We start from the raw sequence: 23,804 nt of genomic DNA on the forward strand, positions 1-23,804 counted from the left end.
TAATATACCATGGGAAAAAACGTACAACGCACTCCTTAAAACAGTTCTTCCCTTAAATAAACCAACAACGTACCACGTATAACTTAAAACTATCTTTCGCTTCGATAAATGTATAACGTACAACTTACAACGTACACCTCCTTACAACTTCACATTCAGCGACAGCATATAATTAATCCCCGCCATCGGGAAATAGTAGTTGTCATTAACCTTTACGTTGTTGCTGATATACGGATAGGCTGCACCGTTAGATTCATACATTCTGTTAAACACATTATTCACCTGGGCGGCAATGTTCCATTCTTTAAACAATAGATGTTTGATGGTGTAAATGGCGCGAACATCCTGTGTATAGTAATCGCTGATCTTTCTTGTGTTATCCTGTGTGTTGTCAAGATATTGTTTGCCAACATATTTGCTTAGCAGGCTGAGCTGAAAATTAGCACATGGCAAAAAGTTAATCGAGCCATTGGCAATAATAGATGGTGAAAAAGAAATATCTACATTTTTATGTTCATAGCCCACCTGTTTGCCATTATCGTAGTCATCAAGGTATTCAGTAAACGCTTTGATCTTGTTACGACTGAAAGTAGCGCCTGCATTAATGTTCAGCCAGTTGGTAATAACTGCGCCGGCCTGTAATTCTATGCCTGCACGATAGCTTTCAGGCGTATTTGTTCTTGTATATGCACCTACATCATTCATTTTTCCGGTTAATACCAACTGATCTTTATACATCATGTAATAGAACGTTGCACCGAAATTAAAGTGGCTGTATTTTTTTTCGACTGCCAGCTCAAAGTCTTGCAGTTGCTCTGCTTTAGGTTGGTCCACAGGGTTTGCTTCAAAATCATCCCTGTTAGGTTCTTTGCCTGCCACTGCATAGCTGGCATAAGCGGTCCATCCGTTATTGGTATAAGTTATGCCTGCTTTTGGATTAAAGAAGTTGAAAGGCCTTCTTATGTAAAGAGACGGATTGTCCTTAAAGCCGTCCATCTTGTACAACACATACCTGTATTGTGCATCCGCAAATATGCTCCATTGATTGTTAAAGCTGTGCAACCATTTTGCGTACACATTTATGTCAGTCTTATAGGCGTTGTTATCATACCATTGATAGTCGGACGGAACGCCGCCAAATTCAGCCCACAATACTTTCCCATAATGGCCACCATCATATTTGTTCCAGCCGCCACCAAAAGTCAGTTCATTATTTTGTTTTTTATAATGAAGGGAAAATACCTGTCCATAAAAATAGTTGTCAAGCCATTGCCTTTGTATAAGATCAGTTTGTGTAATGGTATCGCCATTAAAAACAACATTGTTCAATCCGTAGTCAGTATAATTTCTTTTGCCTTTGTATTCCTCATAATAACCTTTGCCGTGCACGAGAAAAGTGGCAATGTTGAACGAAAGGTTATTGTTGATGGCCTGATTTACGAATAGCTGATAATGGTCCTGCTGGTAATTATCTGTTTGATTATCGTAAGGAGCTCCAGGCTTATCTGTTCCCAGTGAATTATACGTCCTATCTGTTGATAGCATACTTTCCGGAACTCCGTTCCATGCCTGGTATGTTTTTTCTTTACCGGAGATAATATTGAATCTTACAGACGTTTTTTTGTTTACATAAGCAGTAGAAAAATAGAATGACTGCAGGTTGCTGCTCGCCCTGTCAATATATCCGTCGCTGCTTATGCGGCTAAGACGTGCATCAACTGTAAAGTGATCATTGATCAAACCGCTTCCTACTTTGATGGTGTTTTTCCAACTGTTGAATGAGCCGTAGCTGTTATTGGACTCGGCATAAGCCTTGTCATTGAACTCATTGGTGCTAAGGTTAATTGTTGCGCCAAAAGTTCCTGAGCCATTGGTAGAAGTTCCTATACCGCGTTGAATTTGTATGGAGTTAACAGAAGATATTGCATCTGGCATATCCACGAAAAATGTGCCCTGACTTTCGGCATCGTTGTAAGGAATACCGTTTAACGTTACGTTGATGCGTGTTGCATCAGTACCCCTGATACGAATACCCGTGTAGCCAATGCCAGTGCCGGCATCTGAGTTAACCACAACGGAAGGTGTTTGGTTAAGGATAAAAGGAAGGTCCTGCCCAATATTATTTTTCTCGATCTCAGCTTTAGCAAGGTTGGTTTTCGTGAACGGGCTTTTGTCGGTTGCACGCAAAGCCTTTACCTCTAATGGTTCGAGGAAAAAATTGTTATCCTCCATAACGACATCAATAACAACATCGCTGTTGTCAACTGAAATATTTTTCGAAACCTTTTTCTTCCCGACAAATTCAAGATTAAGTGATCCCGATGAATTGTTAGAAAGTCCGGAGATGGCAAATGATCCATCTTCCTGGCTTATCGTTGACCGTGTTTTTCCTTTAACGTCGCTAAATACTGCACTTACACCTTTCAGTGCCTGGTGTTGTGTGTCGGTTACTTTTCCTCTGACGGAAAACTGTGCATGAACAAAAATAACAGTAGACAGAGCTGTTAGTGTTCCCAAAAGTTTCTTCATGTTCCTAATTTGTATTAATCAAATTTTGGGAACAGGGAATTGCTGTGGAGAGGACAAATAAAAGAAGTTCTTCGCCTTTCCCTTCGCAGGAATTACCCTGTTCAGGTTCTACGGGTATAATCTCAGCCTTCTTTCGAAAGCACCCCGAGGAAATCACCAACGGACCGCAGATTGCCGGTGATTTTTCAACCACAAAGTAACACCTCAAGTTCTATTCAAAACAAATATTAAAAGTTTGCATGCGAGAAAGCAAGCTTAAAGCCTAAAGCTCAAAGCCTAAAACTTAAGAGCTATACACAACTCTTGACGTGATTTTTTTGAGACTGAGCAAGCGAATGACGGGAAATTTGCCTTCTTAGCCAGTATTCAAAAACATGACAGTAAAAGTTTTAAGCTTTGAGCTTTAGGCTTTAAGCTTGAAACTACTTTTTTGTATCTTCCTGTAACCTTTTTCAAAAAAAATCGTTGAACAGCAAACATATATTCCTTATGAAGAAGTTTTTGATTTTGACAGGTTTACTTTTCCTGAGCATAATGGTGCTGAAAGCTCAAAACCTGGTTTACGACCCTAACGCCAGTATTAGAACCGTTGATAAATTTAACGGCGTGAGTGTAGGTGGCGGCATTAACCTGTATTTGTCACAGGGCAAAGAGCAGGGTGTTGCAGTTAGTGCTGGTGAGGATAAGTTTACGGCTAAAATAAAAACTGAAGTAAAAAATGGCGTCCTGAAGATCTACCTCGAAAATGGATTTTGGAACGGATGGAGCTGGGGTAATAAGAAAATCAAAGCATATGTAACTGTCACAGATTTGAACTTCCTTGACCTCAGTGGTGGCTCTGTGGGTAAAATTGCTGACCCCATAAACGTAAATAACCTGAAAATGGAATTAAGTGGAGGAAGCATTGCTGAAGGCAAGTTTACAGGGAACAGTTTAAACATAGATTTAAGTGGCGGCAGCATCGCGAAATTGGATGGCGCTTTTGACGCTGCAAGCATCGAAGCCAGCGGTGGTAGCATTTTTAAAGATTTTGCAATTGCCGTAAACAATTGTAATGTGGATGCGTCCGGAGGATCTGTGATCAACATCACCATCAATAAAGCGTTAAAAGCCGATGCCAGCGGAGGAAGTATAATCCATTACAAAGGAACAGGTGTTATTATGAGTGTTGATGCGAGCGGAGGTTCTAGCATTAAAAAGCAGGATTAGTTAATTGAAAATTGAAAGTTGACAATTGAAAATTAGGAATGGATGTATTTCATTATCAATTGTCAATTTTCCACTGTCAATTAAAAAATATTCTAGAATATTTTGGCTGGTAACAATTATCCCCCTACATTTGCAATCTCAAATCGCGAAGTAGAGCAGCGGTAGCTCGTCGGGCTCATAACCCGAAGGTCGGAGGTTCGAACCCTCCCTTCGCAACCAGAAGGCCTCGCAAGAGGCCTTAACTATTTAAAAACTAATCTGATAGGTTTTCATCTGTTAGAGGCCGTAAGGTATAAATGAATAATTGCAGAGCCTCTTAGAGGCTTTTGTGATTTATAATGGTTGTACCGGACGTTTGCACTTGCGGCAATCGTTTTGATTTGTTACTTTTTATTGTTGATTTGAAAATGAAAGCAGGTTTTGTAAACATATTTGGTAAACCTAATGCAGGCAAAAGCACTTTGCTTAATGCTTTGCTGGGCGAAAAACTTGCGATTGTTTCATCAAAAGTGCAAACAACAAGGCATCGCATTAAAGGTTTCTTAACAGAGCCGGGGAAGTACCAGGTGATCTTTTCAGACACACCGGGAATCATCGAACCCAAATACAAGCTGCACGAAAAAATGATGCACAGCGTAAAAAGTGCGTTGGAAGATGCGGATGTTGCCCTTTTGATCGTTGATGCAAATGATGATATACAGGAAAATCACCAGCTGTTCAGCTCACTTAAACTAAAAGTTCCTTCTATTGTTGTTGTAAACAAAGCTGACAAGGCATCGAAGGGCAAGCTGGAAGAAGTAATATCATTTTTTGGCAATCAACGGTATTGTAAGAAGATAGTTTCTATTTCTGCGTTGAAAAAGGCGAATCTTGAGCAACTTCTTGAAGCTATCATTGAACTAATGCCGGAGGGTGAATCTTTTTATAGCGAGGATGATTTGACCGATCTGCCTACCAAGTTTTTTGTCGCGGAGATGATCCGTGAAAAGATCTATGAACTTTTCGGTGATGAGATACCTTACCATACCGCGGTAATGGTCAATGAATTTAAAGAGAAGGATACATTAATAAAAATTCAGGCAGACATTATCGTTCAGCGCGAAAGCCAGAAAGCAATACTGATCGGAGAGAAGGGAAGTATGATTAAAAAGATCGGAACACTAGCAAGAACAGATATTGAAAATTTCCTTCAGCAAAAAATATTTCTTCAGTTGTTTGTTAAGGTGCGTCCGAAGTGGCGTGATAACGACATGCAATTGAAAGAGTACGGATACCATTAAGGAGTAAGGTTTAAGGTGTGAGGCATAAGGTTCGGGGTTAGACAGTGTCTGCCTGATACCTGAAACCTGCTACCTGACGCCCATAAACAATTTTAAGATTATGAGTTTTACAGTAGCAATAGTAGGAAGGCCAAATGTTGGAAAAAGTACATTTTTCAACCGCTTGCTTGAACAACGCAAGGCGATTGTAGATGATGTGAGTGGCGTTACACGTGACAGGCAGTATGGCATTACCGACTGGAGCGGTAAAACATTCAATGTTATTGATACCGGTGGATTTGTTCATGATGGAACGGACGTGTTTGAAGTTGAAATCCGCAAACAGGTGAAAATCGCTATTGAAGAGGCTGATGCGATCATCTTTATGACTGATTCAGCTATCGGGATTACCGATCTCGACGAAGCTGTTGCGGATCTTTTGCGTCGTGCTACGAAACCTGTATTCCTTGTTGTAAATAAAGTTGACAACAATAACCGCTATCTTGAAGGGACTGAATTTTACAGCCTCGGTTTTGAAAATACATACTTCGTCAGCAGTATGAGTGGCAGCGGTACCGGCGAGTTGCTTGATGCTGTTACAGCGCTGATTACTGAAGAAGAATCAGAAGACACTGTGCGCGTTGGTGAGCTTCCAAAATTCGCTATCATTGGACAGCCTAACGTTGGTAAATCTTCTCTTTTGAATGCTCTTATAGGAGAGGAGAGAACTATCGTGAGCGATATTGCAGGAACAACGAGAGATACCATTCACACGCATTATAAACTTTTCCAAAAGGAATTTGTCCTTATTGATACTGCCGGTATAAGAAAGAAGAGTAAAGAAAAAGATGATCTTGAATTTTATTCCATCATCCGAGCCATTAAAGCGATGGATGAGGCGGATGTGTGCTTATTGATAATCGATGCTGAAAAAGGTATTACAGCGCAGGATATAAGCATCTATTCACTGGCTGCAAGAAAAGGTAAAGGAATTGTTGTGTTGGTGAATAAATGGGATCTGGTAGAGAAAGAAACCAATACCGCGCGTGATTATGAAAAAGAATTAAAGAAACGCCTGGCTCCATTTAACGATGTGCCATTTATCTTTATATCTGCCAAAGAAAAAACAAGAATTTTCAAAGCTATCGAAGCAGCCCTGCAGGTATTTGAGAATAAAACCCGTAAGATCTCAACCAGTGAATTGAATGAGGTAATGCTTAAAGCTGTTGAATCTTATCACGCACCGGTTGTGCGCGGTCATTCCATCAAAATAAAATACGTAACACAGTTACCTACACATGTGCCGTCATTTGCATTCTTTTGCAACTTCCCCGACGACATCAAGCAACCTTACAAAAATTATCTTGAAAATAAGCTACGAGAGAACTTTGACTTTTCAGGTATACCGGTGAGGTTGTTCTTTAGGAAAAAATAGCAAGACAGTAAGATAGTAAGACAGTAAGAAAGGTGTTACTGCTGACTTTGAATTTTGTGTTTTATTGTAGTTGTAATTGCAAGAATTTGGGATATTTCGTTATGCAACTGAGAGATCCTTTCGTCGGTAACTATGTTGCTGTCTTGAAGCATCTCCAGCCAAAATTGAGTTTCGTCAGCCTCCTCCACAACAATACATATTTTACTGAAAAATTCTGCTTTTGAACGTCCTCTACATGCAGATCTGAAATTTGCAGCTACAGACGTAGCCGATCTTACTAATTGCCGGGCCAAAATCTTTGCGGATTCTATCCTAGGCAAATCATTGCTGAGAAAAATAACTTTTAATGCAAAGTCTTTAGTTCGTCGTCTTAACTGTTCGTTGAAGTCGGCATTTGACATTTTCATAAGGGTATTTTAGGCCTTCACAAGTTATTCTTATTATCATACCGCAATCGTATCTTATCGTACAAAAAAAAGACGTGCAAATGATTAGTCTGCACGTCTCTTACTATCTTACACGTCTTACTCTCTTACTATCTTCCTCAACTTCTGCTTGCCATTTGATCCACTTGCGCTTCTAATTTGTGTTGTTCTTGCAGGCGTTTTAGCTTACGTCCGTAAGAAAGTTTGGTTATTAATACAAACAATACAGGAACTACGAAGATCGCGAGGGTAGTGGCTGCCAGCATACCGCCAAATACGGTCCATCCGATTGTCTGACGTGACTGAGCCGCGGCACCGCTTGCAAATGCCAGCGGTAATACGCCGAGGATAAATGCCAGTGAGGTCATGATGATCGGACGTAAACGTAGCTGCACAGCCTGCAATGTTGCGTGAACTATATCAATACCACGGTCCACCCTTTCCTTTGCAAACTCAACAATCAGGATCGCGTTCTTCGCTGCAAGACCGATCAGTGTGATCAGACCGATTTGTGCGTAAACGTTATTGGTAATGTTCGGCAACAGCGTTAGTGTTATAATTGATCCTAAGGCACCAATAGGAACCGCGAACAATACAGAGAATGGTATTGACCAGCTTTCATACAATGCCGCAAGGAACAGGAATACGAACACAATAGAAATCGCGAAGATTATACCGGTGCTGCTTCCCGCTTTGATCTCTTCACGGCTCATGCCGGAAAACTCATAGCCATAACCTTCCGGTAAAGTTTGCGCGGCCACTTCTTTCAAGGCGTCAATTGCCTGACCACTACTAAAACCTGGTTTTGGCGTTCCATTGAATTCTATTGAACGATAGATATTGTAGTGAGAAATAACTGCAGGGTTTTCTACCAGTTTTGTTGTTACCAACGAACTCATCGGTATCATGTTGCCCTGGCTGTTTCTTACATAATAATTCTGAAAATCGTTGAGTGATGTACGGAACGAACTGTCCGCCTGTGCCATTACACGGAAGTTTCTTCCGTATAAGTTGAAGTCATTTACGTAACTACTACCTAATAAAGTAGACATGGTCGCATAAACATCCGAAACAAGTACACCCAATTTTTTGGCCTGGTCTTTATTTACGTCAACGCGGTACGTAGGCGTTTTTGTTGAGAAGAAGGTAAAAGCAACACCAATCTCCGGACGTTTCATTAACTCCATTTGGAACTTTTGTGCAACCTTTTCAAATTGTTGAATACTATCTGTACTGGTTGTTTGCTGTAATTCGAATGTAAAACCGGATGTTTGTCCAAGGCCCGGAATGGCAGGTGGCGCAATAGGCAGCACGCGCGCCTCTTTAATGTCTCCGGTCTTCATCATGATCTGTTTTATCACCCCTTGCAACTCTTCATCCTTAGATGTACGTTTGCTCCATGGTTTCAAACTCACGAACATGGTACCGGAGTTTGATTTGTTGGAGAAGCTGATAACGTTCAAACCTGCGAGACCACCTACAACCGCCACAGAGGGGATCGACTGCACTCTTGCCATCAGGTCCTTCATCATCGCAACGTTTCTTGTTGTTGAAGTACCTTCCGGCATTTCATACGTCACATACAGACGACCTTCGTCTTCTGTAGGAATGAATCCTGTTGGTTTGTTTTGAAACAGGAAGAACAAACCAACAAACAAACAAACCATCATCACGAGAACATATGGCGTTCTTTTTATCCATTTACCAACACCACGGGTGTATTTATGAGATACATTTTCAAACCACCTGTTGAAAGCAGCAAAGAACTTTTCCAACAGATTCTTTTTTGCAGTTTCATCTTTCGAAGGCTTCAACATTAATGTACATAAAGCCGGGGTGAGTGATAACGCAACAAAGGCAGAGATAATCACAGATACCGCAATGGTAATAGCGAACTGCTGATACAACCGGCCTACGATACCTGGTACAAAGCTCACCGGTACGAATACTGCAGCAAGGATTAACGCAATTGCCACAACCGGTCCCGAGATATCGCGCATCGCTTTTTGCGTAGCCTCTTTAGGCGAGATCTTTTCATGGTCAATATAGTGTTGTACCGCTTCAACCACCACAATGGCATCATCCACTACAATACCAATCGCCAACACAAATGCGAACAGCGTTAGCGTGTTGATGGTAAAGCCAAATGGTATAAAGAAGATAAATGTACCGATCAGCGAAACCGGGATCGCCAGTACCGGAATAAGCGTAGCGCGCCAGTTCTGAAGGAACATGAATACCACAAACACTACAAGAATAAGTGCTTCAACAAGTGTATGGAGTACTTCTTCGATAGACACTCTTACTACGGATGCAGTTTCAAGTGGTACAAGGTAATCAACATCAGGTGGGAACGTCTTCTTCATTTGCGTAAGTGTCTTATTAATACCATCATACGTGTCAAGCGCATTGGCACCCGGGGCCTGATAAATCAGGATGAAGGCACATGGCTTACCGTTTACAAATGAATTATTTCCGTAGTCGAATTTTCCAAGTTCAACCCTTGCCACATCCCTCAAACGAACTATACTTGAATTGCCTGGATTTGTTCTTACAATAATATCTTCAAACTGAGCCTGCGTGTTGATGCGGCTGTTTGTTAGTACGCTGTATTCAAAACTTTGGGCAGTAGGTTGAGGGTTACCACCAATGGTTCCCGCAGCTACCTGCAGGTTCTGTTCGGTCAACGAGCCGATAATGTCTTGCGGTGTTAAGTTTAATGCCGCCAGTTTCTTTGGATCAAGCCACACACGCATCCCAAAGTCATCTGACCTCGTGAATATATCACCCACGCCTTTTACACGTAACAAGGCATCTTTAAGATAAATATTTGCATAGTTACCAAGAAACGTTGCATCATGTGTACCATTAGGTGAATACAATGCAAGCGCCATCATAATGCTTGGGTTACGTTTACGCGTGGTAAGCCCCAAACGTTTAACGGCATCTGGTAAGGTAGGTTCCGCAACGCTTACACGGTTTTGCACGTCAAGTGTTGCGATATTAATATCTGTTCCTACTTCAAAGTTTACAGTAATGCTGCTCTGGCCGCTACTGGTACTGTTACTCGTCATGTAAGTCATGCCGGGTGTACCATTCACCTGCGTTTCAATTGCAGTGGTCGTAGTTTGCTCAACAGTTTGAGCATCGGCACCAATAAAGTTGCCGGCAATAGAAACCGTTGGCGGTGTAATATCAGGATACTGTGCAACAGGCAGTGTTGTCATCGAAATTAACCCCACCAGCACAATCACTATTGAAATTACAATAGCCGTCACAGGTCGTTTTATAAAAGTATCTGCTATCATCTGCTTTAGTTATAATTAATGCCTATCAAAAAGGTGTAAGGTATAAGGTGTCAGGTAATACATCGTACATCGTACATCGTACACCGTACATTGTACACCAGCTTATTTTTTCTGCTGCTGAGGTGCGCCCGGTTGCTGTGGAGGAGCGGTTGTTATAACTGCACCCTCACGAAGATTTTGTACACCCTGCACAACAATTTTTTGTCCTGCTTCTAAACCATCTTTTATTATCACGTTTGTTCCTATCTGTTTACCCAAATGCACCTTGTGTTGGGCAACCTTGCTGCTGTCGCCAACCGTATATACAAAGAACTCACCCAGTTGCTCAGTAACAGCTTTATGAGGAATAATAACTGAAGGCGTAGAGCTACTGTTCTTAACTTTTACAACCGTGTTCATACCGGCTTTTAGCAGGTTTTTGTCATTTGGGAATACAAGCCTTGTTTTAATTGTGCCGGTTTGTGGATCTACGGCACGGTCAATTAAGCTGATCTTTCCAGGCTGAGGATATACATCGCTTCCAAATGCAATAATGAATGTCGAATCTTTTGGATCATTCTTTTGTTGCAATTGTGAAAATCTGTAGATCTCTCTTTGGTCAACGGCAAAGTCAACAGCCATCGGGTTATCAGTAGAAACAGTGTTTAATACGGTTTGACCCGCTACAACTGAAGTGCCCACTTTTACAAGTGAAATACCAATGGTGCCGCTGAATGGTGCATAGATGGTAGAGAATTTAACATTGGCCTGTACGCTGTTAACAGTTGCTTTTGCTGCTGCAACTTGTTTCTTCGCAGCTTCCAGTGCGGCATCAGCATAGTCTACCTGTTGCTTGGCTATCGCATCGTTTTTATCAAGCTCATGATAACGGTCCGCGTCTTTCTGCGCTTTTATAAGATTGGTTTCCTGTACCTGTAAATTGGCTACAGACTGCTGATAGTTAGCATCGTATATCTGTGCATCTATCGTATACAGTTTTTGTCCTTTGCTTACTTTGTCCCCATCTTTAAAAAAGATGCCGGTAATATAACCACTCACCTGCGCGGTTAATTGAATTTGATTTAAAGCCGTTAGAGTGCCCGGGTACTCATCGTAGTAAACGGCGTTTGTAGTTGTAACGTCTGCAACGGTAACCGGTATTGCTGCCGGAGCCTGCTGTTGCTGTTGTTGTTTGCCGCCACAGGATGCAAGTATTATCAATCCTGCCAAATTAAAACCTGCCCAACGTAATCTATGTTTCATAAAATATAACGGGTTTACTTTTATTAATATTGAATGGTTCCTAAAGCCTGTTGTACATCCAGTTTACTGCTTAACAACTGGTACAGGGCATTTATATAATTGATTTCTGCAGAGCGCAGATCAGATTCTGCTGTTATTACTTCCAGGTATGCTTTAACACCTGATTTGTATTGTAGCTGGATAGTATTGTACACATCTTGCGCAAGCTCAAGATTCTCTTTTAAAGCATTGTAACTCGCAAGGCTGCTTTTGTATCCCGCCATAGCCTGGGTAAATTGTGAACTGATGGCATTTTTAAGAGAAATAAAATCATAATCAACGCGCTTCAATTCCAGCTCTGCCTGTTTAATCTGCTGAGTTCGCTTGGTGCCCTGAAATATAGGCCACGCAACGGAGAAGCCTCCAAAAGAACTTGGATATGTCTGGTTGTAAAGCTCAGAAAATTTATTGCTCTGAAAGTTGTAATTGTATTGAGCAAAAGCGCTTACACTTGGAATGTAACTCCATTTGTAATACTTAAGATTATCCTCCTGTAATTTTTTCGCTGTCTGCAACTGTTGAAATTCTATTCTGTTTTGGTAAGTAACAGTTTGAAGCGTATCTACAAATGCATCTTTTTCCATGGTTGTGGTGTCGTATTGCAGCTTCAATATAGAATCAGAAGGATAGCCCATCTGCTCTTTCAGGTAAGCATATTTAGCTTTTAATCCTTCCTCCGCACTTTTTTTCTGTGCCTGGGAATTGTTTAATGCAATTGTTGCGCGCTTATAATCTGTTTTGTCAACAATGCCAGCTTTGTATTGACTTGTTGCGTCTTTAAGACTTTGTTTCAGTCGTACAATATCATCGTTTAAAAGGTCGATTTGTTGTGTGGTAAGCAACACGTCATAAAAAGCCTTGCTCACTGCGACTGTAGTAGAGATCTTATTGTTTACTGTATTCTGCTGGCTTTGAGTGCGTACATCTTTGGCACTCCGTTTTGCCAGTAAAACATCTTTGTTGAAGATAGTCTGGTTTAAAACAAACTGCCCTGCAGAGGTATTATCAACACCGAATTTAATAAGTTGACCGTTGATGACTGATTGTTGTAATTGAAAGTTGCGTTGAAAATTATAGGCAAAATTCACTTGTGGGTACCAGTCAGCCAGTTTGGCTTTAATTTGTCTTTCTGTAATCTGCTCATCCAGCAATGCCTGTTGAACAACGGGTTGCTTAGCCAATGCATATTGCACACAATTTTGCAGTGTGGCGCTTTGCATGGTTGAGTCTTTCATTTGTCCGTTTACGTTATTTATAAAAGCCATCAATAACGTTGCACTAATTATTATACTTCTTATCATACACAATCTTAATAGTCTTTATACTCAATCAAAAAAATATTACTACTACGGTCAATAACCATATTGCCGTTGCATCGAAGGTTTGGCGTTAGGGGAAACGGTTGACTGGGGGTTACTTAAATAAATCGCAAATGTAAGGCTAACTGGTAATTTAAATCAAACGTTTGTTTAATTTTTTTGAAAATTTCATACGAAAGCTACGTTTCCGGGCTTTATGCAGATGTAAATATTGTTTTTGTCGACAAAATCTGCCAATGGTGACAAAGCTACATGCATATCAAAATCATAAACGTTCAGTAGTTATCTTTCAGGTTTATTAAGCGGTTCTGCTGTCTAAAATTTGAATACTACATGAAAAAATTAATTGCTTTTTTGGCGTGCCTGCCTTTTTTGGTAACTGCATATGCTCAACAATTTCGTTACGATCTTTCCTTTCCTAATCTGCGGCATCACGAAGCGCAAATATCATTAACGGCAATTTCGGTAAAGAAAGGTCAGCCGGCAATTTTCCGGATGAGCCGTTCATCTCCCGGCCGTTATGCTACTCACGAGTTTGGAAAGAATGTATATAACGTGAAAGCGTTTGGCAGGGATGGCAAGCAAATTGAAATTAACAAAACAGACGGTGATGTATATGAAGTGCCTGATCATGATGGTTGGATAAAGGTAGAGTACACATTGTTCGCAAATTATGCGGACGGAACTTATGCCTGCGTGGACGAAAATACAGTGCATTTAAACATGCCTGCTACATTAATGTGGATGAAAGGTATGGATAAAGATAGTGCTTTAATACAAGTGCATTTTTCTGTTCCTGCAGGCAAACAATGGAAAGTTGCTACACAATTAAAACCAACCGACGAACCTTTTACATTTACTGCTCCGGGTTTTCAATACTTAATGGATAGCCCTGCAAAACTGGGTGATCTTAAATTTGCCGGCTGGACGATTCAAAACAAAAACGGCGCACAATACAAATTCAGACTGGCTCTTGAAGCCAATGCCGATCAACAGCAGACTGATGCCTTCGGGGAAAAAGTAAAAAGAATAACACAAGAAGCGCAGGCTGTGTTTGGTGAAACACCCGCGTATGATTTTGGAACTTACACCTTTATAGCCAGTATGAATCCATATGTACATGGTGATGGCATGGAGCACAGAAATTCAACAATGATAACTTCCGGCGGTGCATTTACCGGTGCCAATAACCAACTGGGCGTATTTTCACACGAATTTTTTCATTGCTGGAATGTAGAACGGATCCGTCCGAAAACACTGGAGCCTTTCAATTTTGAGAAGAGTAATATGAGCAATGAGCTTTGGCTGGCAGAAGGGTTTACGCAGTATTTTGGTGATCTCATTTTAAAGCGTTGCGATTTTACGGCGTTGAATGACTGGGCCAATACAATGGCTTATTATATCAATGAAAAAGAAAATACGCCCGGAGGAACGTTATACTCTCCGGTTGACAATAGCCGTACTGCTGTATTCAGAGATGCTGGAGTGTCGATCGACAGAACTAACTATCCCAATATGTTTACTTCGTATTACACTTATGGTGCAGCAATTGCGCTTGCTCTGGACATTGAGTTGCGTACAAAATTCAATTTGTCGCTCGACGATTTTATGAGAGCAATGTGGAAATCATACGGAAAAACTGAGCATCCATATACCTTACAGGATGTTAGAAAAACTTTGCAGCAGTTAACACAGAACGATCAGTTTGCAAAAACATTTTATGAAAAATATATAACCGGTCATGAGTCTTTCGATTATGCAACCGGCCTTGCAAAGCTTGGTTTAAATGTTCACGTTGACGGAACGCCGTGGATAGGAAGATTATCTTTACGAGATGACAAACCAATAATTACGAACACAGTAGTAAAAAATACGCCGTTGTATGATGCCGGATTGGATATCGATGATGAAATAGTAACTCTTGACAACAATGCAATAAAAAAACTGGATGATGTTAAAAAGATCATTAACTCACATAAACCCGGTGACGTTATATCCATTGTATACAAGCACAGGGAGCAGGAGCAAACATCAACCATTAAGATTGCAGCTTCTCCGCTGATAAGTCTTTCAGTTTCTGATGATTCAGGCACTACCGCCGTTCGCGACAAATGGCTGGGTTCAGCAGTAAAATAATGGCAAAACAGCATAAACAAGGGGAATGATTTAACAAATCATTCCCCTTGCCTTATTATAATAACTGAAGCCTGCCGGCTAATAATCTCAGGAAAAAGCAACCAGAACATCGGGTGCGTCGTCTTTAAAGGTATGGCTTAGCAAATGCATTAACAGCGTTGTGCGCCCGAAATTTGACACGGTCTTTGTAAAGTTCTTAGTAACTTTATAATACAGCCATTTCACGCCTGGCATTGATATTTAGAGCGGTTAACGGGAAAATGTTCATCAAAAAATCTTTTTTATGAGCGCTATTTCAAAACTGCACCTCGACCATTCTTCCTCATTAAGGCAGCCTATGTGGCTAACCATATTGCGTATTGCGTTAGGAGGAATGTTGTTCATTAAAGGTATCATGTTTATACAGGATACTTCAAAGTTGGAAGCTATTCTTACAGCCAATCGATTATTACGAAATTATACGCCTTTAGCGTCACAAATCATTGCGTGGGTTAACTTACTGGGGGGACTGTTCATTCTCACAGGATTTCTTACCAGGCTGTTTTGTCTGCTGAATATTCCAATCCTTATTGGTGCAGTATTCTTTGTAAATCTGCCAAATCTTCCAAAACAGACTAGCCCATTCGAATTGGTGTTTTCAATTGTGATCCTGGTAATGCTTGTACTGTTCTTTATTGAAGGAAGCGGACGTTTATCTGCGGATGAATATTTCAGAACGTATTATAAGGATGTGAGGTAAATGTACGGTGTTAGATGTACGATGTACGATGTACGATGTTAGATGTGTGATGTACAATGTGAGTTAGGTACGAGGTTAGAAGTACGAAGTACGTTGAGTTTAACAGCTTCCGTTAGCATATGCTGGTTAATATTGCGGCAGTGAAGAAGTCTTATATTTCATACCTCATGCCTGAAACCTGAAACCTAATACCTGATACCTTAAAGCTGACAGCTCATAGTTGAAAGCTTATAGCACAAAAAAACCGGGGCAATAAATGCGCCCGGTTTTCTATTAAAACTCCATGAACACTAATTAGAAGCCAGGATTATTTGGCAACAAGTTCGGGTTGATGTCCGTTTCTTGTTTTGGAACAGGGAACAGGCGTTGTTTCTCTGCGAATGTTGCACCCCATACGGTTTTATGTCCAACAAAATCGTCCCAGTTGCCTGTTACGTCGTTATGTACTTTAAGCGTACGGATCATATCGAACCACATTTTGTTTTCGAAGCAAAGCTCATAATAACGTTGAAGCCATACCTCTTTTTCAAATGCATCTTTGCTTAATGTGCCGATAGGAGCGAGTTTAGCTCTTGCACGGATAGCATTAACAGCAGCGGTAGCAGTTGCATTCGGTCCGTTTTCTGCACGGTTAGAAGCTTCAGCATACATTAACATTACATCAGCCAAACGATATACAGAATAATTCAGGTCAGATTTTACTGTATTAGTTACCGCTGTTGAATCAAACCATTTGTAGATGTAATGGTGCTTAAAGTTAACAATCTGCCCAGTCTTTGCATTTGGGTAGCTGGTGTAGAAGAACTGTCTTTCAGCAACTCTTTTATCCCCAGGTTGAAATGATGCAATAAATTGATCTGTTGGCAAAACAGAACCATATTCATCAGAATACTTAGAAATACCTGAGTAGTTAGGAATAGTAAGCGGCGTCAACGGATTGGTAGACGGAACGCTGGCTGCATACTGAACCTGTAAAATGAACTCTTTGGTATTTTTGTTTGCAGGGTTGATCATGTCTGTGTACTCCGGGAACAAGCTATAACCACCGTTCTGCATAACACTAAGAGAGTGTTTGGCAGACTCAGCATAGTATTGATCACCACCTTTGATCGCCTGTCCTGCATAAGTTAAATAAACATCCGCAAGCAGAGACTCGATAGCACCCATTGATACTTTTCCTGTATTATCCTGCCATGGCAAAGTTGATTTTTCCGCAATCAAAAGATCCGGGATAATCACACTGTCATATATATTCTTTGCCGGGCTACGAGGAACGTTCAGATTCAGATCTTTAGGTACTGTAGTTACCATTGGAACTGCTCCGTACATTCTTACCAGGAAGAAATAATATAAAGCTCTCATGGTGCGAACCTCCGCAAGCATATTATTTTTCTGCTCGTCAGTTAAACCCGGTGCAACGATTCCAGGGATCTGTTCAAGTGCTTCATTACAAGAACCTACGCCCAGGTACATCTGCTGCCACCAGGTATCAACATAAAATGAAGTGTTGTTGTAGCTGAGATTCTGAAAGTTTACAAAACCTGTTTGACCAAGATCGCTATTGGATTTACCGGTCATAAACTCCATCAGGTTCCATGTGTTACCACCATAAGATGATGGTTGACCAGCCAGCAAGCCCTGCATGTATTTATAGGCTGAGTTGGCATAAGCTCTGGCAACTTTTGTGCTCGATACATCCGAATCCGGAGTTAAAAAATAAGTGGGCTTTTCTTCCAGGAACTTCTTACAGGAGCACGCGAAAAGTATAACGCCTAATATTATAAAGTTTTTTATCGTCTTCATGATCTTCGTTTTAAATGATTAGAAATTAAGTGTTAAACCTAAGTTCCATACTCGTGGACGTGGATAAGAGAAGAAATCCATGTTCTGTGAGAAGTTGCCGTTGTTTCCGTAGCTGGAGTTAAACGTATCAACTTCAGGATCGTAACCAGTGTATTTGGTAATTACAAACAGATTCTGAACACTTGCATAAACACGTAAACGCTGAATTTTCATTTTCTGCAGTGCAGCAACTGGTAAGTTGTAACCTAATACAAAGTTTTGACCGCGGATGAAAGAACCATCTTCTACCCACCATGTATCAAAATGGGAATCCTGTGCAAACTTGTAGTTGCGCACTTGTGAGATCATGGTGTTTTGATTATCAGGAGTCCAGCCATTTAACACAGTTTTCAGGCTGTTCGCAATTGTCTGTCTGTCTTCAGAAGAGTGTTTAAATGTAGCTGCAGTGTTTACACCTTCAACAAAACGGATGTCAAAAGAGAAATCCCAGTTCTTATAGTTAATGGTGCTGGTGAAAGTTCCTGTCCATTTCGGGTACATACGGCCGATGATGCTGTAGTAATTGCTTCCATCTGCATTGTAAATATATTTTCTATCGCCAACATGCAAGCCATGGCTTGCTGCAAGATCAGCTTCTTTATCGCTATATGTTCCCAATCTTGTCATACCATAGAATGAACCGATTGGCTCGCCTACGCGAAGAACGTTTGATTGGCCAAGGAAGTTAGGACCAGGGAAAATGTCTGCACCGTTTGAGTTCAGCTTCAATATTTTATTCTTGTTAGATGCAAAAATGAAGTTGGTGCTCCATGTGAAATTCTTGGTTTTTACGTTGATGGTATTCAGTGCAACTTCTATACCTGCGTTTCTAACAGATCCAATGTTTCTAACCACATTGGCATTTGTCATACCAGCTGACCAGGGAATTGGTGTTTGCAACAGCAGATCTTTGGTAACACGATTGTAGTAGTCAACAGTCAAATTAATGCGATCTTTAAATAAGCCCAATTCGATACCTGCATCAAACTGCTGTGATTTTTCCCATTTCAAATTAGGGTTGCCAATGTACTGTGGCTGTAAAGTTGAAACCTGTGTATTGCCAAGAATTGTTGTGCTTGGCTGGATCTGAGCAATAGACTGATAGTTACCAATTTCCTGGTTACCAGTGAAGCCGTAGCTTGCGCGTAATTTAAGATTGCTAATGTTTTTGCTGTTCTTCATGAAATCTTCCTGGGAAACGCGCCATGCACCACCCAGAGATGGGAAGTAACCGTATTTGTTATTTTTACCGAACCTTGAAGATCCATCCGCACGGAATGTACCGGTAAACATGTACTTCTCGTCAATGTTGTAAAATACGCGGGCATAATACGAATTCATCTGGAATCCATAATCCTGCGACTCGTTTGCACTTCTTACAGTTCCAGCCTGTTGGTAATGCCATTGGAAGATGTCATCTATAAAGTTTTGTGTCTCTGATCTTACACGCTCAGTATAAGTTTTGTTCCATGATGCTCCTACCAGGGCAGTAAGTCTTTGACGATCGTTGATTTTATGGTTCCATGTAAGATAGTTCTCAGACTGCCAGTAAGTATTCATGTAGGCGTTAATGTTAGCTACGCCACCCTGATCTTGCGATAAGTGTGCAAGATTTTGAGAGGAGTAGAAGTTGTTTTTCTGAGAACTAAGGTTAAAGCCGAAATCGGTTTTGAAATCAAGTTCTTTTGTAATGTGGAACAACAGATAGGCATTGCCTAATGTTTGCATGTTGTTGTTGATCGTGTACCTGTTTGTTGCAATATTAACAGGGTTTGGACCACCTTCAAGACCGGCGATGTCATTATTACCGGCCCATGTACCATCAGGATATTTAACCGGAACCAGTGCAACCTCTTCGGTTACCATTCTAGGTACGTTCAAACCTCCATTACCATCAGAAACCACGCGTTGCTGACTTTTGATTACGGATAAGTTACCACCCACGCGTAACCAGCTTTTAACGTCATTATCCATCGTAATTCTTGCAGAGTAGCGTTTGAACCATGATTGAATCATCAAACCATTCTGATCTAAATAACCCAGGGAAACACTGTACAAAGATTTGTCGTTACCTCCCTGGAAATTAAGGTTATGACTCTGTGAATAGGCAGGTTTGTATACTTCATTTTCCCAGTTGGTATTGTATAAAGGTTTGTCGTTTGCATCAAATAACAACGGAAGATCGTGGTGGTTCATTTGAACAGGAGGCACCTGAACTTGTCCCAATGGGTCAAATTTCTGTCCGTTTGCATAAGACTCATTGTAGATTTTCACGAACTCTTCAGAGTTAAGTGTAGGCAGGTGGCGATACAATTCGTTCCTGTTTACGTTAACATCATAAGTAACCCTTGTTGCGCCTGCACGTCCACGTCTGGTAGTGATCATGATAACGCCATTAGCGCCACGTGAACCGTAAATAGCGGTTGAAGACGCATCTTTTAAAACCTCTAATGATGCAATATCATTAGGGTTGATTGAGTTGGGATCAACACCAATAACACCGTCAACCACATACAGTGGGTTAAGTGAGGAGTTGATAGAACCCAAACCGCGTACGCGTACTTTTGCACCATCACCAGGAGCGTTGCTGTTTACACTAACTTCCACACCGGCAATTTTACCTTGTAACGCCTGTGTTACGTTGGCCACTGGTTTATCCATCAGTTGCTCGCCTTTGATGCCAACAACAGCACCGGTTAAATCAGATTTTTTTACTGTACCATATCCAATCACTACTATATCGTTCAGAGAGTTCACAACTTCGACTAATCTTACATCATGTGAAGAGGTCGTGCCCACTGTGACATCCTGCGATGTAAAACCGGTATATGAGAACGTGAGAACCGATTTGGAGTTTGGAGCCTGTAGCGTATAGTTACCATTTTCATCTGTAGTAGTACCAGTAGTTGTGCCCTTAAGTTGCACACTTACACCTGGCAAAGGCTCGGCAGTTCTGGCATTAAAAACGCGGCCTGTAACTTTTTGCTGCGCCATTGCATTTATTGCCAAAAAAGCAAATAGAATGAGTTGCAAAATTTTTTGCTTCATAAACAATCTTTTTAGAAGTCAATTATATTGGGAAATATTAAGTCAGTTTTTTCTATACAATCTGCGTTGCATAAACGTTTGGTGCCATTAGGCAAATAGTGTCATGGAGGAAAAAACTCTTCGTCAACAACGGGAGGGGCCCTTAACGGAACGGTTACTTTGTCTTTCAATGTTAGCATATATGCATGGTTTATCTTTTAAAGATGGATGATCAGCCTGTGTCCTTTACTGTTCCTTCTTTACCTCTGCATATTTGTTGCATGGCGTTTTCATATAGCAGTTCATCTTTATTGTTTACGGGGTTACACCCGCGTTTAAAAAATGCAATATCGTTTTAGCAATATGTGAAAAAATAATGATGGCGAAAGCTTCACAATCAACCATATTCGCATTTTTCTGATTGCTGATAACCTTTGTTTCCTTTTGTTACGGTCTAAAAACAATAGCTGTAGCTACTCCGGAATGCCTTTGGTTTATTTCGCATCTCGAATACATTCCTCATAAGGCCGGAGTAAAAAGTAATGAGTAAAACATCCTTACAGTTAGCGCCGGATAATATAACGCCCGCTGGTCAGGTACATTTGTTAAACTCAAAATATAGTGTAATAAAAGCCCGGGAAAGATATCATACGGCAATCCACCTTCCAAGCATTTAGTTATGGCTTTTATTCTTTACAAACGATTTGCGTTTACCTTGCTAAATCGTGTAAGTAAACATAGAACAATTTTTGCTCAATGGCAAATTTTTATGTTCGAACATACCAAATTTCTTATACAAATAATTTACGTAGTGCATCATTTAAGTTTGATATTTTAAATAAATGTAAATAGTATGCCCATGAGTACAAGTTGATAATCATGATCTGATACAATTTTTGTTTGTTGTGCGGATTAGAAACAACAATTGTGCCTGCGAAATAAAAGGCAGCATGATAGAAGGTTATCTTTCGAAGAATCCAAGCAAACCGCGTATGAAAAATGGCAGGCGAAAGAAGCGTTGAGTATGATTAATCTTCCATGAAATCTTCCAGGTCTCTTCTTTGTTTTTTAGTCGGGCGTCCAATTTTGCTCAGGCGTTTACCGGTGTTAAATGCGGATACCTGGAATTCTTTTTTATCCACTTCTTCAGGAGGAGTCAGGTCCACATAATATTTTATAGCCTCACTGTATTGTACACGGTGGTCCAATAGTCCGGTTACTTTAATGATCCATTTTCTTGCTTCAGCCCTTATTTCGTATTCATCGTTAACATGTACTGTTTTTGCTGCCTTAACAAGATCTCCGTTAAATCTTACTTTCCCTTTATCGCACGCCTCTGCCGCAATACTTCTCGTCTTAAAAATTCTTATCGACCAGAGGTATTTATCTATGCGCAGTTTTTCTTTTGTTTCGCTCATTTTGAAGTGAATGGTGAATAGTCAATGATGAATCGTCAATGGTGAATAGTCAATAGTGAAAGGTGAAGCAGCTTTTAGTTTCTGCAAACTGCTTTACAGTTTTACTTTCTTCTTTTAATCTTTTTGTCTCCTTCTCTCCCTCTTACATGTCCTACGCGTCTTACGAACTTACTATCTTACTGTCTTACTATCTTACTGTCGTGATCCGTGAAAGGTGAAGCAGCTTGCGGGATTGCAGTCTGCTTCACTCTTTTATTATTTTCTTCTGATCTTTTTCTTCTTCTATCATCTTACATGTCTTACACGTCTTACATGTCCTACGGTCTTACGGTCTTACATGTCCTACGGTCTTACGGTCTTACTGTCTTACGGTCTTACGGTCTTCATCTCCGCGTAGTACTTATGAAAGTATGGAATTGTTTCGATGCCCTTATAAAAGTTAAACAGGTTAAATTTCTCGTTGGGGCTATGAAGATTATCGCTGTCCAGTCCAAAGCCAAGGAATACCGTTTTGCAACCAAGTTCGGCTTCAAATAAGGCTGTAATAGGAATGCTTCCGCCGCCCCTTACAGGGATAGGAGGTTTACCGAATGTTTCCTGGATTGCTTTTGATGCAGCTTTAAATTCAATGCTATCTGCGGGTGTCACATACGGATCTCCACCATGATGCGGATTTGCTTTTACTTCAACATACTCAGGCGCAATTTTTTTCAGGTGGTTGATAACCAATTCTGTAATTTTTTCATGTTGCTGATTGGGCACCAGTCTGCAACTGATCTTAGCAAATGCTTTTGACGGAAGAACTGTTTTTGCGCCTTCACCGGTATAGCCGCCCCAAATTCCGTTTAATTCAAGTGTCGGACGAATGCCGGTGCGTTCGTTTGTAGTATAACCTTTTTCGCCCCATAAAGCTTTAACACCAAGGTCTTTTTTGTATTCTTCTTCGTCATATGGTGCTTTTGCCATTTCAGCTCGTTCTGCTTCGCTGGCAATCTGCACATCATCATAAAAGTTTGGAATAGTTATATGGTTGTTCTCATCATGTAGACTGGCAATCATTTTTGCAAGGATAGTTATCGGATTGGCTACAGCACCTCCGTAAACACCACTGTGAAGATCCCTGTTCGGGCCTGTAACTTCTACCTCAATATAGCTTAAGCCTCTAACACCAACATCTATACTTGGATTTTCCATGCTTAACATTGCGGTATCACTTATCAGGATAACATCCGCCTTCAGCAGATCCTTGTGTGCTTTTACAAACTCACCCAGGTTGTTTGATCCGATTTCTTCTTCACCTTCAATCAGGAATTTAATGTTAACAGGAAGCGTATTGGTTTTCACCATCGTTTCCAGCGCTTTAACATGCATGTAAAACTGCCCTTTATCATCACAGGCGCCACGCGCATATATTTTGCCATCTTTAATAACCGGTTCAAAAGGACCACTGTGCCATAACTCAAGCGGATCGGGCGGCTGAACGTCGTAGTGACCATATACCAGTACTGTAGGTAAAGAAGCATCAATTATTTTCTCTCCGTACACTACGGGATGGCCGGCGGTAGGGTAGATATCAACTTTGTCTGCACCTGCTTCCAGTAATCTCTGCTTAACCTTGTCTGCACAGGCAAGCATATCCTGTTTGTGTTCGCTTCTTGCGCTTACGCTTGGCATACGAAGTAACTCTAATAATTCATCCAGGAAACGTTGCTTGTTCTGCTCCTGATATTCTTTCCATCCTTGCATGACCTGTAATTTAAATTGATTAAAGAAAAATTCTATCAGCTATCAGCTATCAGCTATCAGCTATCAGCTATCAGCTATCAGCTATCAGCTATCAGCTATCAGCTATCAGCTATCAGCTATCAGCTATCAGC

14 protein-coding genes, 1 tRNA gene and 1 riboswitch are annotated in these 23,804 nt (G+C 40.8%); of the genes, 6 read left to right on the forward strand and 9 right to left on the reverse strand.

Going from position 1 to position 23,804, the window contains the following annotated elements:
* Window positions 1-141: 141 nt before the first annotated feature.
* Window positions 142-2,529 carry a TonB-dependent receptor gene (locus QTN47_RS24400; protein WP_369332058.1) on the reverse strand — a complete coding sequence of 796 codons (2,388 nt, stop codon included), beginning with the start codon at window positions 2,527-2,529 and terminating at the stop codon, window positions 142-144.
* A gap of 60 nt (window positions 2,530-2,589) precedes the next feature.
* Window positions 2,590-2,686, reverse strand: a riboswitch (TPP riboswitch).
* Between the two features lie 332 nt (window positions 2,687-3,018).
* On the opposite strand from QTN47_RS24400, the gene QTN47_RS24405 reads away from it, so the two are divergent.
* The 4 genes from QTN47_RS24405 (at window position 3,019) to der (ending at window position 6,432) form a co-directional block, all read left to right on the forward strand.
* The gene (locus tag QTN47_RS24405) at window positions 3,019-3,738 is read left to right on the forward strand and encodes a head GIN domain-containing protein (RefSeq protein ID WP_369332059.1); all 720 of its coding nucleotides are present in this window, start codon (window positions 3,019-3,021) and stop codon (window positions 3,736-3,738) included.
* 144 nt (window positions 3,739-3,882) lie between these two features.
* A tRNA-Met gene (locus QTN47_RS24410) sits at window positions 3,883-3,957 on the forward strand.
* Between the two features lie 161 nt (window positions 3,958-4,118).
* Window positions 4,119-5,018: a GTPase Era gene (gene era, locus QTN47_RS24415; RefSeq protein ID WP_369332060.1), complete on the forward strand. Its 900-nt coding sequence runs from the start codon at window positions 4,119-4,121 to the stop codon at window positions 5,016-5,018.
* Window positions 5,019-5,118: 100 nt separating this feature from the next.
* On the forward strand, window positions 5,119-6,432 hold the full coding sequence (der, locus tag QTN47_RS24420) for a ribosome biogenesis GTPase Der (RefSeq protein ID WP_369332061.1): 1,314 nt from the start codon (window positions 5,119-5,121) through the stop codon (window positions 6,430-6,432).
* Between the two features lie 35 nt (window positions 6,433-6,467).
* Here the strand turns inward: der and QTN47_RS24425 are convergent, their stop codons facing one another.
* From QTN47_RS24425 to QTN47_RS24440, 4 genes are all read right to left on the reverse strand, one after another.
* Entirely contained in the window at window positions 6,468-6,839 is a 372-nt protein-coding gene (locus QTN47_RS24425; RefSeq protein ID WP_369332062.1) for a four helix bundle protein, read from the reverse strand.
* Between the two features lie 137 nt (window positions 6,840-6,976).
* Window positions 6,977-10,165, reverse strand: coding sequence for an efflux RND transporter permease subunit (locus tag QTN47_RS24430; protein WP_369332063.1), 3,189 nt, complete (start codon window positions 10,163-10,165; stop codon window positions 6,977-6,979).
* A 102-nt stretch (window positions 10,166-10,267) separates the two neighbouring features.
* Complete coding sequence (locus tag QTN47_RS24435) at window positions 10,268-11,407, reverse strand: efflux RND transporter periplasmic adaptor subunit (protein WP_369332064.1); 1,140 nt, start codon at window positions 11,405-11,407, stop codon at window positions 10,268-10,270.
* Window positions 11,408-11,430: 23 nt separating this feature from the next.
* Window positions 11,431-12,747 (reverse strand): TolC family protein, encoded by a 1,317-nt coding sequence (locus tag QTN47_RS24440; RefSeq protein WP_369332065.1) that lies wholly within the window; start codon window positions 12,745-12,747, stop codon window positions 11,431-11,433.
* A gap of 351 nt (window positions 12,748-13,098) precedes the next feature.
* On the opposite strand from QTN47_RS24440, the gene QTN47_RS24445 reads away from it, so the two are divergent.
* On the forward strand, window positions 13,099-14,901 hold the full coding sequence (locus tag QTN47_RS24445) for a M61 family metallopeptidase (protein ID WP_369332066.1): 1,803 nt from the start codon (window positions 13,099-13,101) through the stop codon (window positions 14,899-14,901).
* A gap of 283 nt (window positions 14,902-15,184) precedes the next feature.
* Window positions 15,185-15,640, forward strand: coding sequence for a DoxX family protein (locus tag QTN47_RS24450; RefSeq protein WP_369332067.1), 456 nt, complete (start codon window positions 15,185-15,187; stop codon window positions 15,638-15,640).
* Window positions 15,641-15,934: 294 nt separating this feature from the next.
* Here the strand turns inward: QTN47_RS24450 and QTN47_RS24455 are convergent, their stop codons facing one another.
* From QTN47_RS24455 to QTN47_RS24470, 4 genes are all read right to left on the reverse strand, one after another.
* The gene (locus QTN47_RS24455; protein WP_369332068.1) at window positions 15,935-17,443 is read right to left on the reverse strand and encodes a RagB/SusD family nutrient uptake outer membrane protein; all 1,509 of its coding nucleotides are present in this window, start codon (window positions 17,441-17,443) and stop codon (window positions 15,935-15,937) included.
* Between the two features lie 18 nt (window positions 17,444-17,461).
* Window positions 17,462-20,530 (reverse strand): SusC/RagA family TonB-linked outer membrane protein, encoded by a 3,069-nt coding sequence (locus QTN47_RS24460; protein ID WP_369332069.1) that lies wholly within the window; start codon window positions 20,528-20,530, stop codon window positions 17,462-17,464.
* 1,007 nt (window positions 20,531-21,537) lie between these two features.
* Window positions 21,538-21,927: an RNA-binding S4 domain-containing protein gene (locus QTN47_RS24465; RefSeq protein ID WP_369332070.1), complete on the reverse strand. Its 390-nt coding sequence runs from the start codon at window positions 21,925-21,927 to the stop codon at window positions 21,538-21,540.
* Between the two features lie 366 nt (window positions 21,928-22,293).
* A complete protein-coding gene (locus tag QTN47_RS24470; protein WP_369332071.1) occupies window positions 22,294-23,673 on the reverse strand; it encodes a dipeptidase in 1,380 nt (459 codons plus the stop codon).
* Window positions 23,674-23,804: the final 131 nt, after the last annotated feature.

It is taken from the genome of Danxiaibacter flavus (genome assembly GCF_041060425.1).
GTDB lineage: Bacteria > Bacteroidota > Bacteroidia > Chitinophagales > Chitinophagaceae > Danxiaibacter > Danxiaibacter flavus.

Excerpts from the sequence above, each read along its gene's own strand:
- QTN47_RS24425 (WP_369332062.1), bottom strand. The coding sequence starts at position 6,839 with ATGAAAATGTCAAATGCCGACTTCAACGAACAGTTAAGACGACGAACT.
- QTN47_RS24455 (WP_369332068.1), bottom strand. The coding sequence starts at position 17,443 with ATGAAGACGATAAAAAACTTTATAATATTAGGCGTTATACTTTTCGCG.
- QTN47_RS24445 (WP_369332066.1), top strand. The coding sequence starts at position 13,099 with ATGAAAAAATTAATTGCTTTTTTGGCGTGCCTGCCTTTTTTGGTAACT.
- QTN47_RS24440 (WP_369332065.1), bottom strand. The coding sequence starts at position 12,747 with ATGATAAGAAGTATAATAATTAGTGCAACGTTATTGATGGCTTTTATA.
- QTN47_RS24465 (WP_369332070.1), bottom strand. The coding sequence starts at position 21,927 with ATGAGCGAAACAAAAGAAAAACTGCGCATAGATAAATACCTCTGGTCG.
- QTN47_RS24430 (WP_369332063.1), bottom strand. The coding sequence starts at position 10,165 with ATGATAGCAGATACTTTTATAAAACGACCTGTGACGGCTATTGTAATT.
- QTN47_RS24470 (WP_369332071.1), bottom strand. The coding sequence starts at position 23,673 with ATGCAAGGATGGAAAGAATATCAGGAGCAGAACAAGCAACGTTTCCTG.
- QTN47_RS24405 (WP_369332059.1), top strand. The coding sequence starts at position 3,019 with ATGAAGAAGTTTTTGATTTTGACAGGTTTACTTTTCCTGAGCATAATG.
- QTN47_RS24400 (WP_369332058.1), bottom strand. The coding sequence starts at position 2,529 with ATGAAGAAACTTTTGGGAACACTAACAGCTCTGTCTACTGTTATTTTT.
- QTN47_RS24435 (WP_369332064.1), bottom strand. The coding sequence starts at position 11,407 with ATGAAACATAGATTACGTTGGGCAGGTTTTAATTTGGCAGGATTGATA.
- QTN47_RS24460 (WP_369332069.1), bottom strand. The coding sequence starts at position 20,530 with ATGAAGCAAAAAATTTTGCAACTCATTCTATTTGCTTTTTTGGCAATA.
- der (WP_369332061.1), top strand. The coding sequence starts at position 5,119 with ATGAGTTTTACAGTAGCAATAGTAGGAAGGCCAAATGTTGGAAAAAGT.
- QTN47_RS24450 (WP_369332067.1), top strand. The coding sequence starts at position 15,185 with ATGAGCGCTATTTCAAAACTGCACCTCGACCATTCTTCCTCATTAAGG.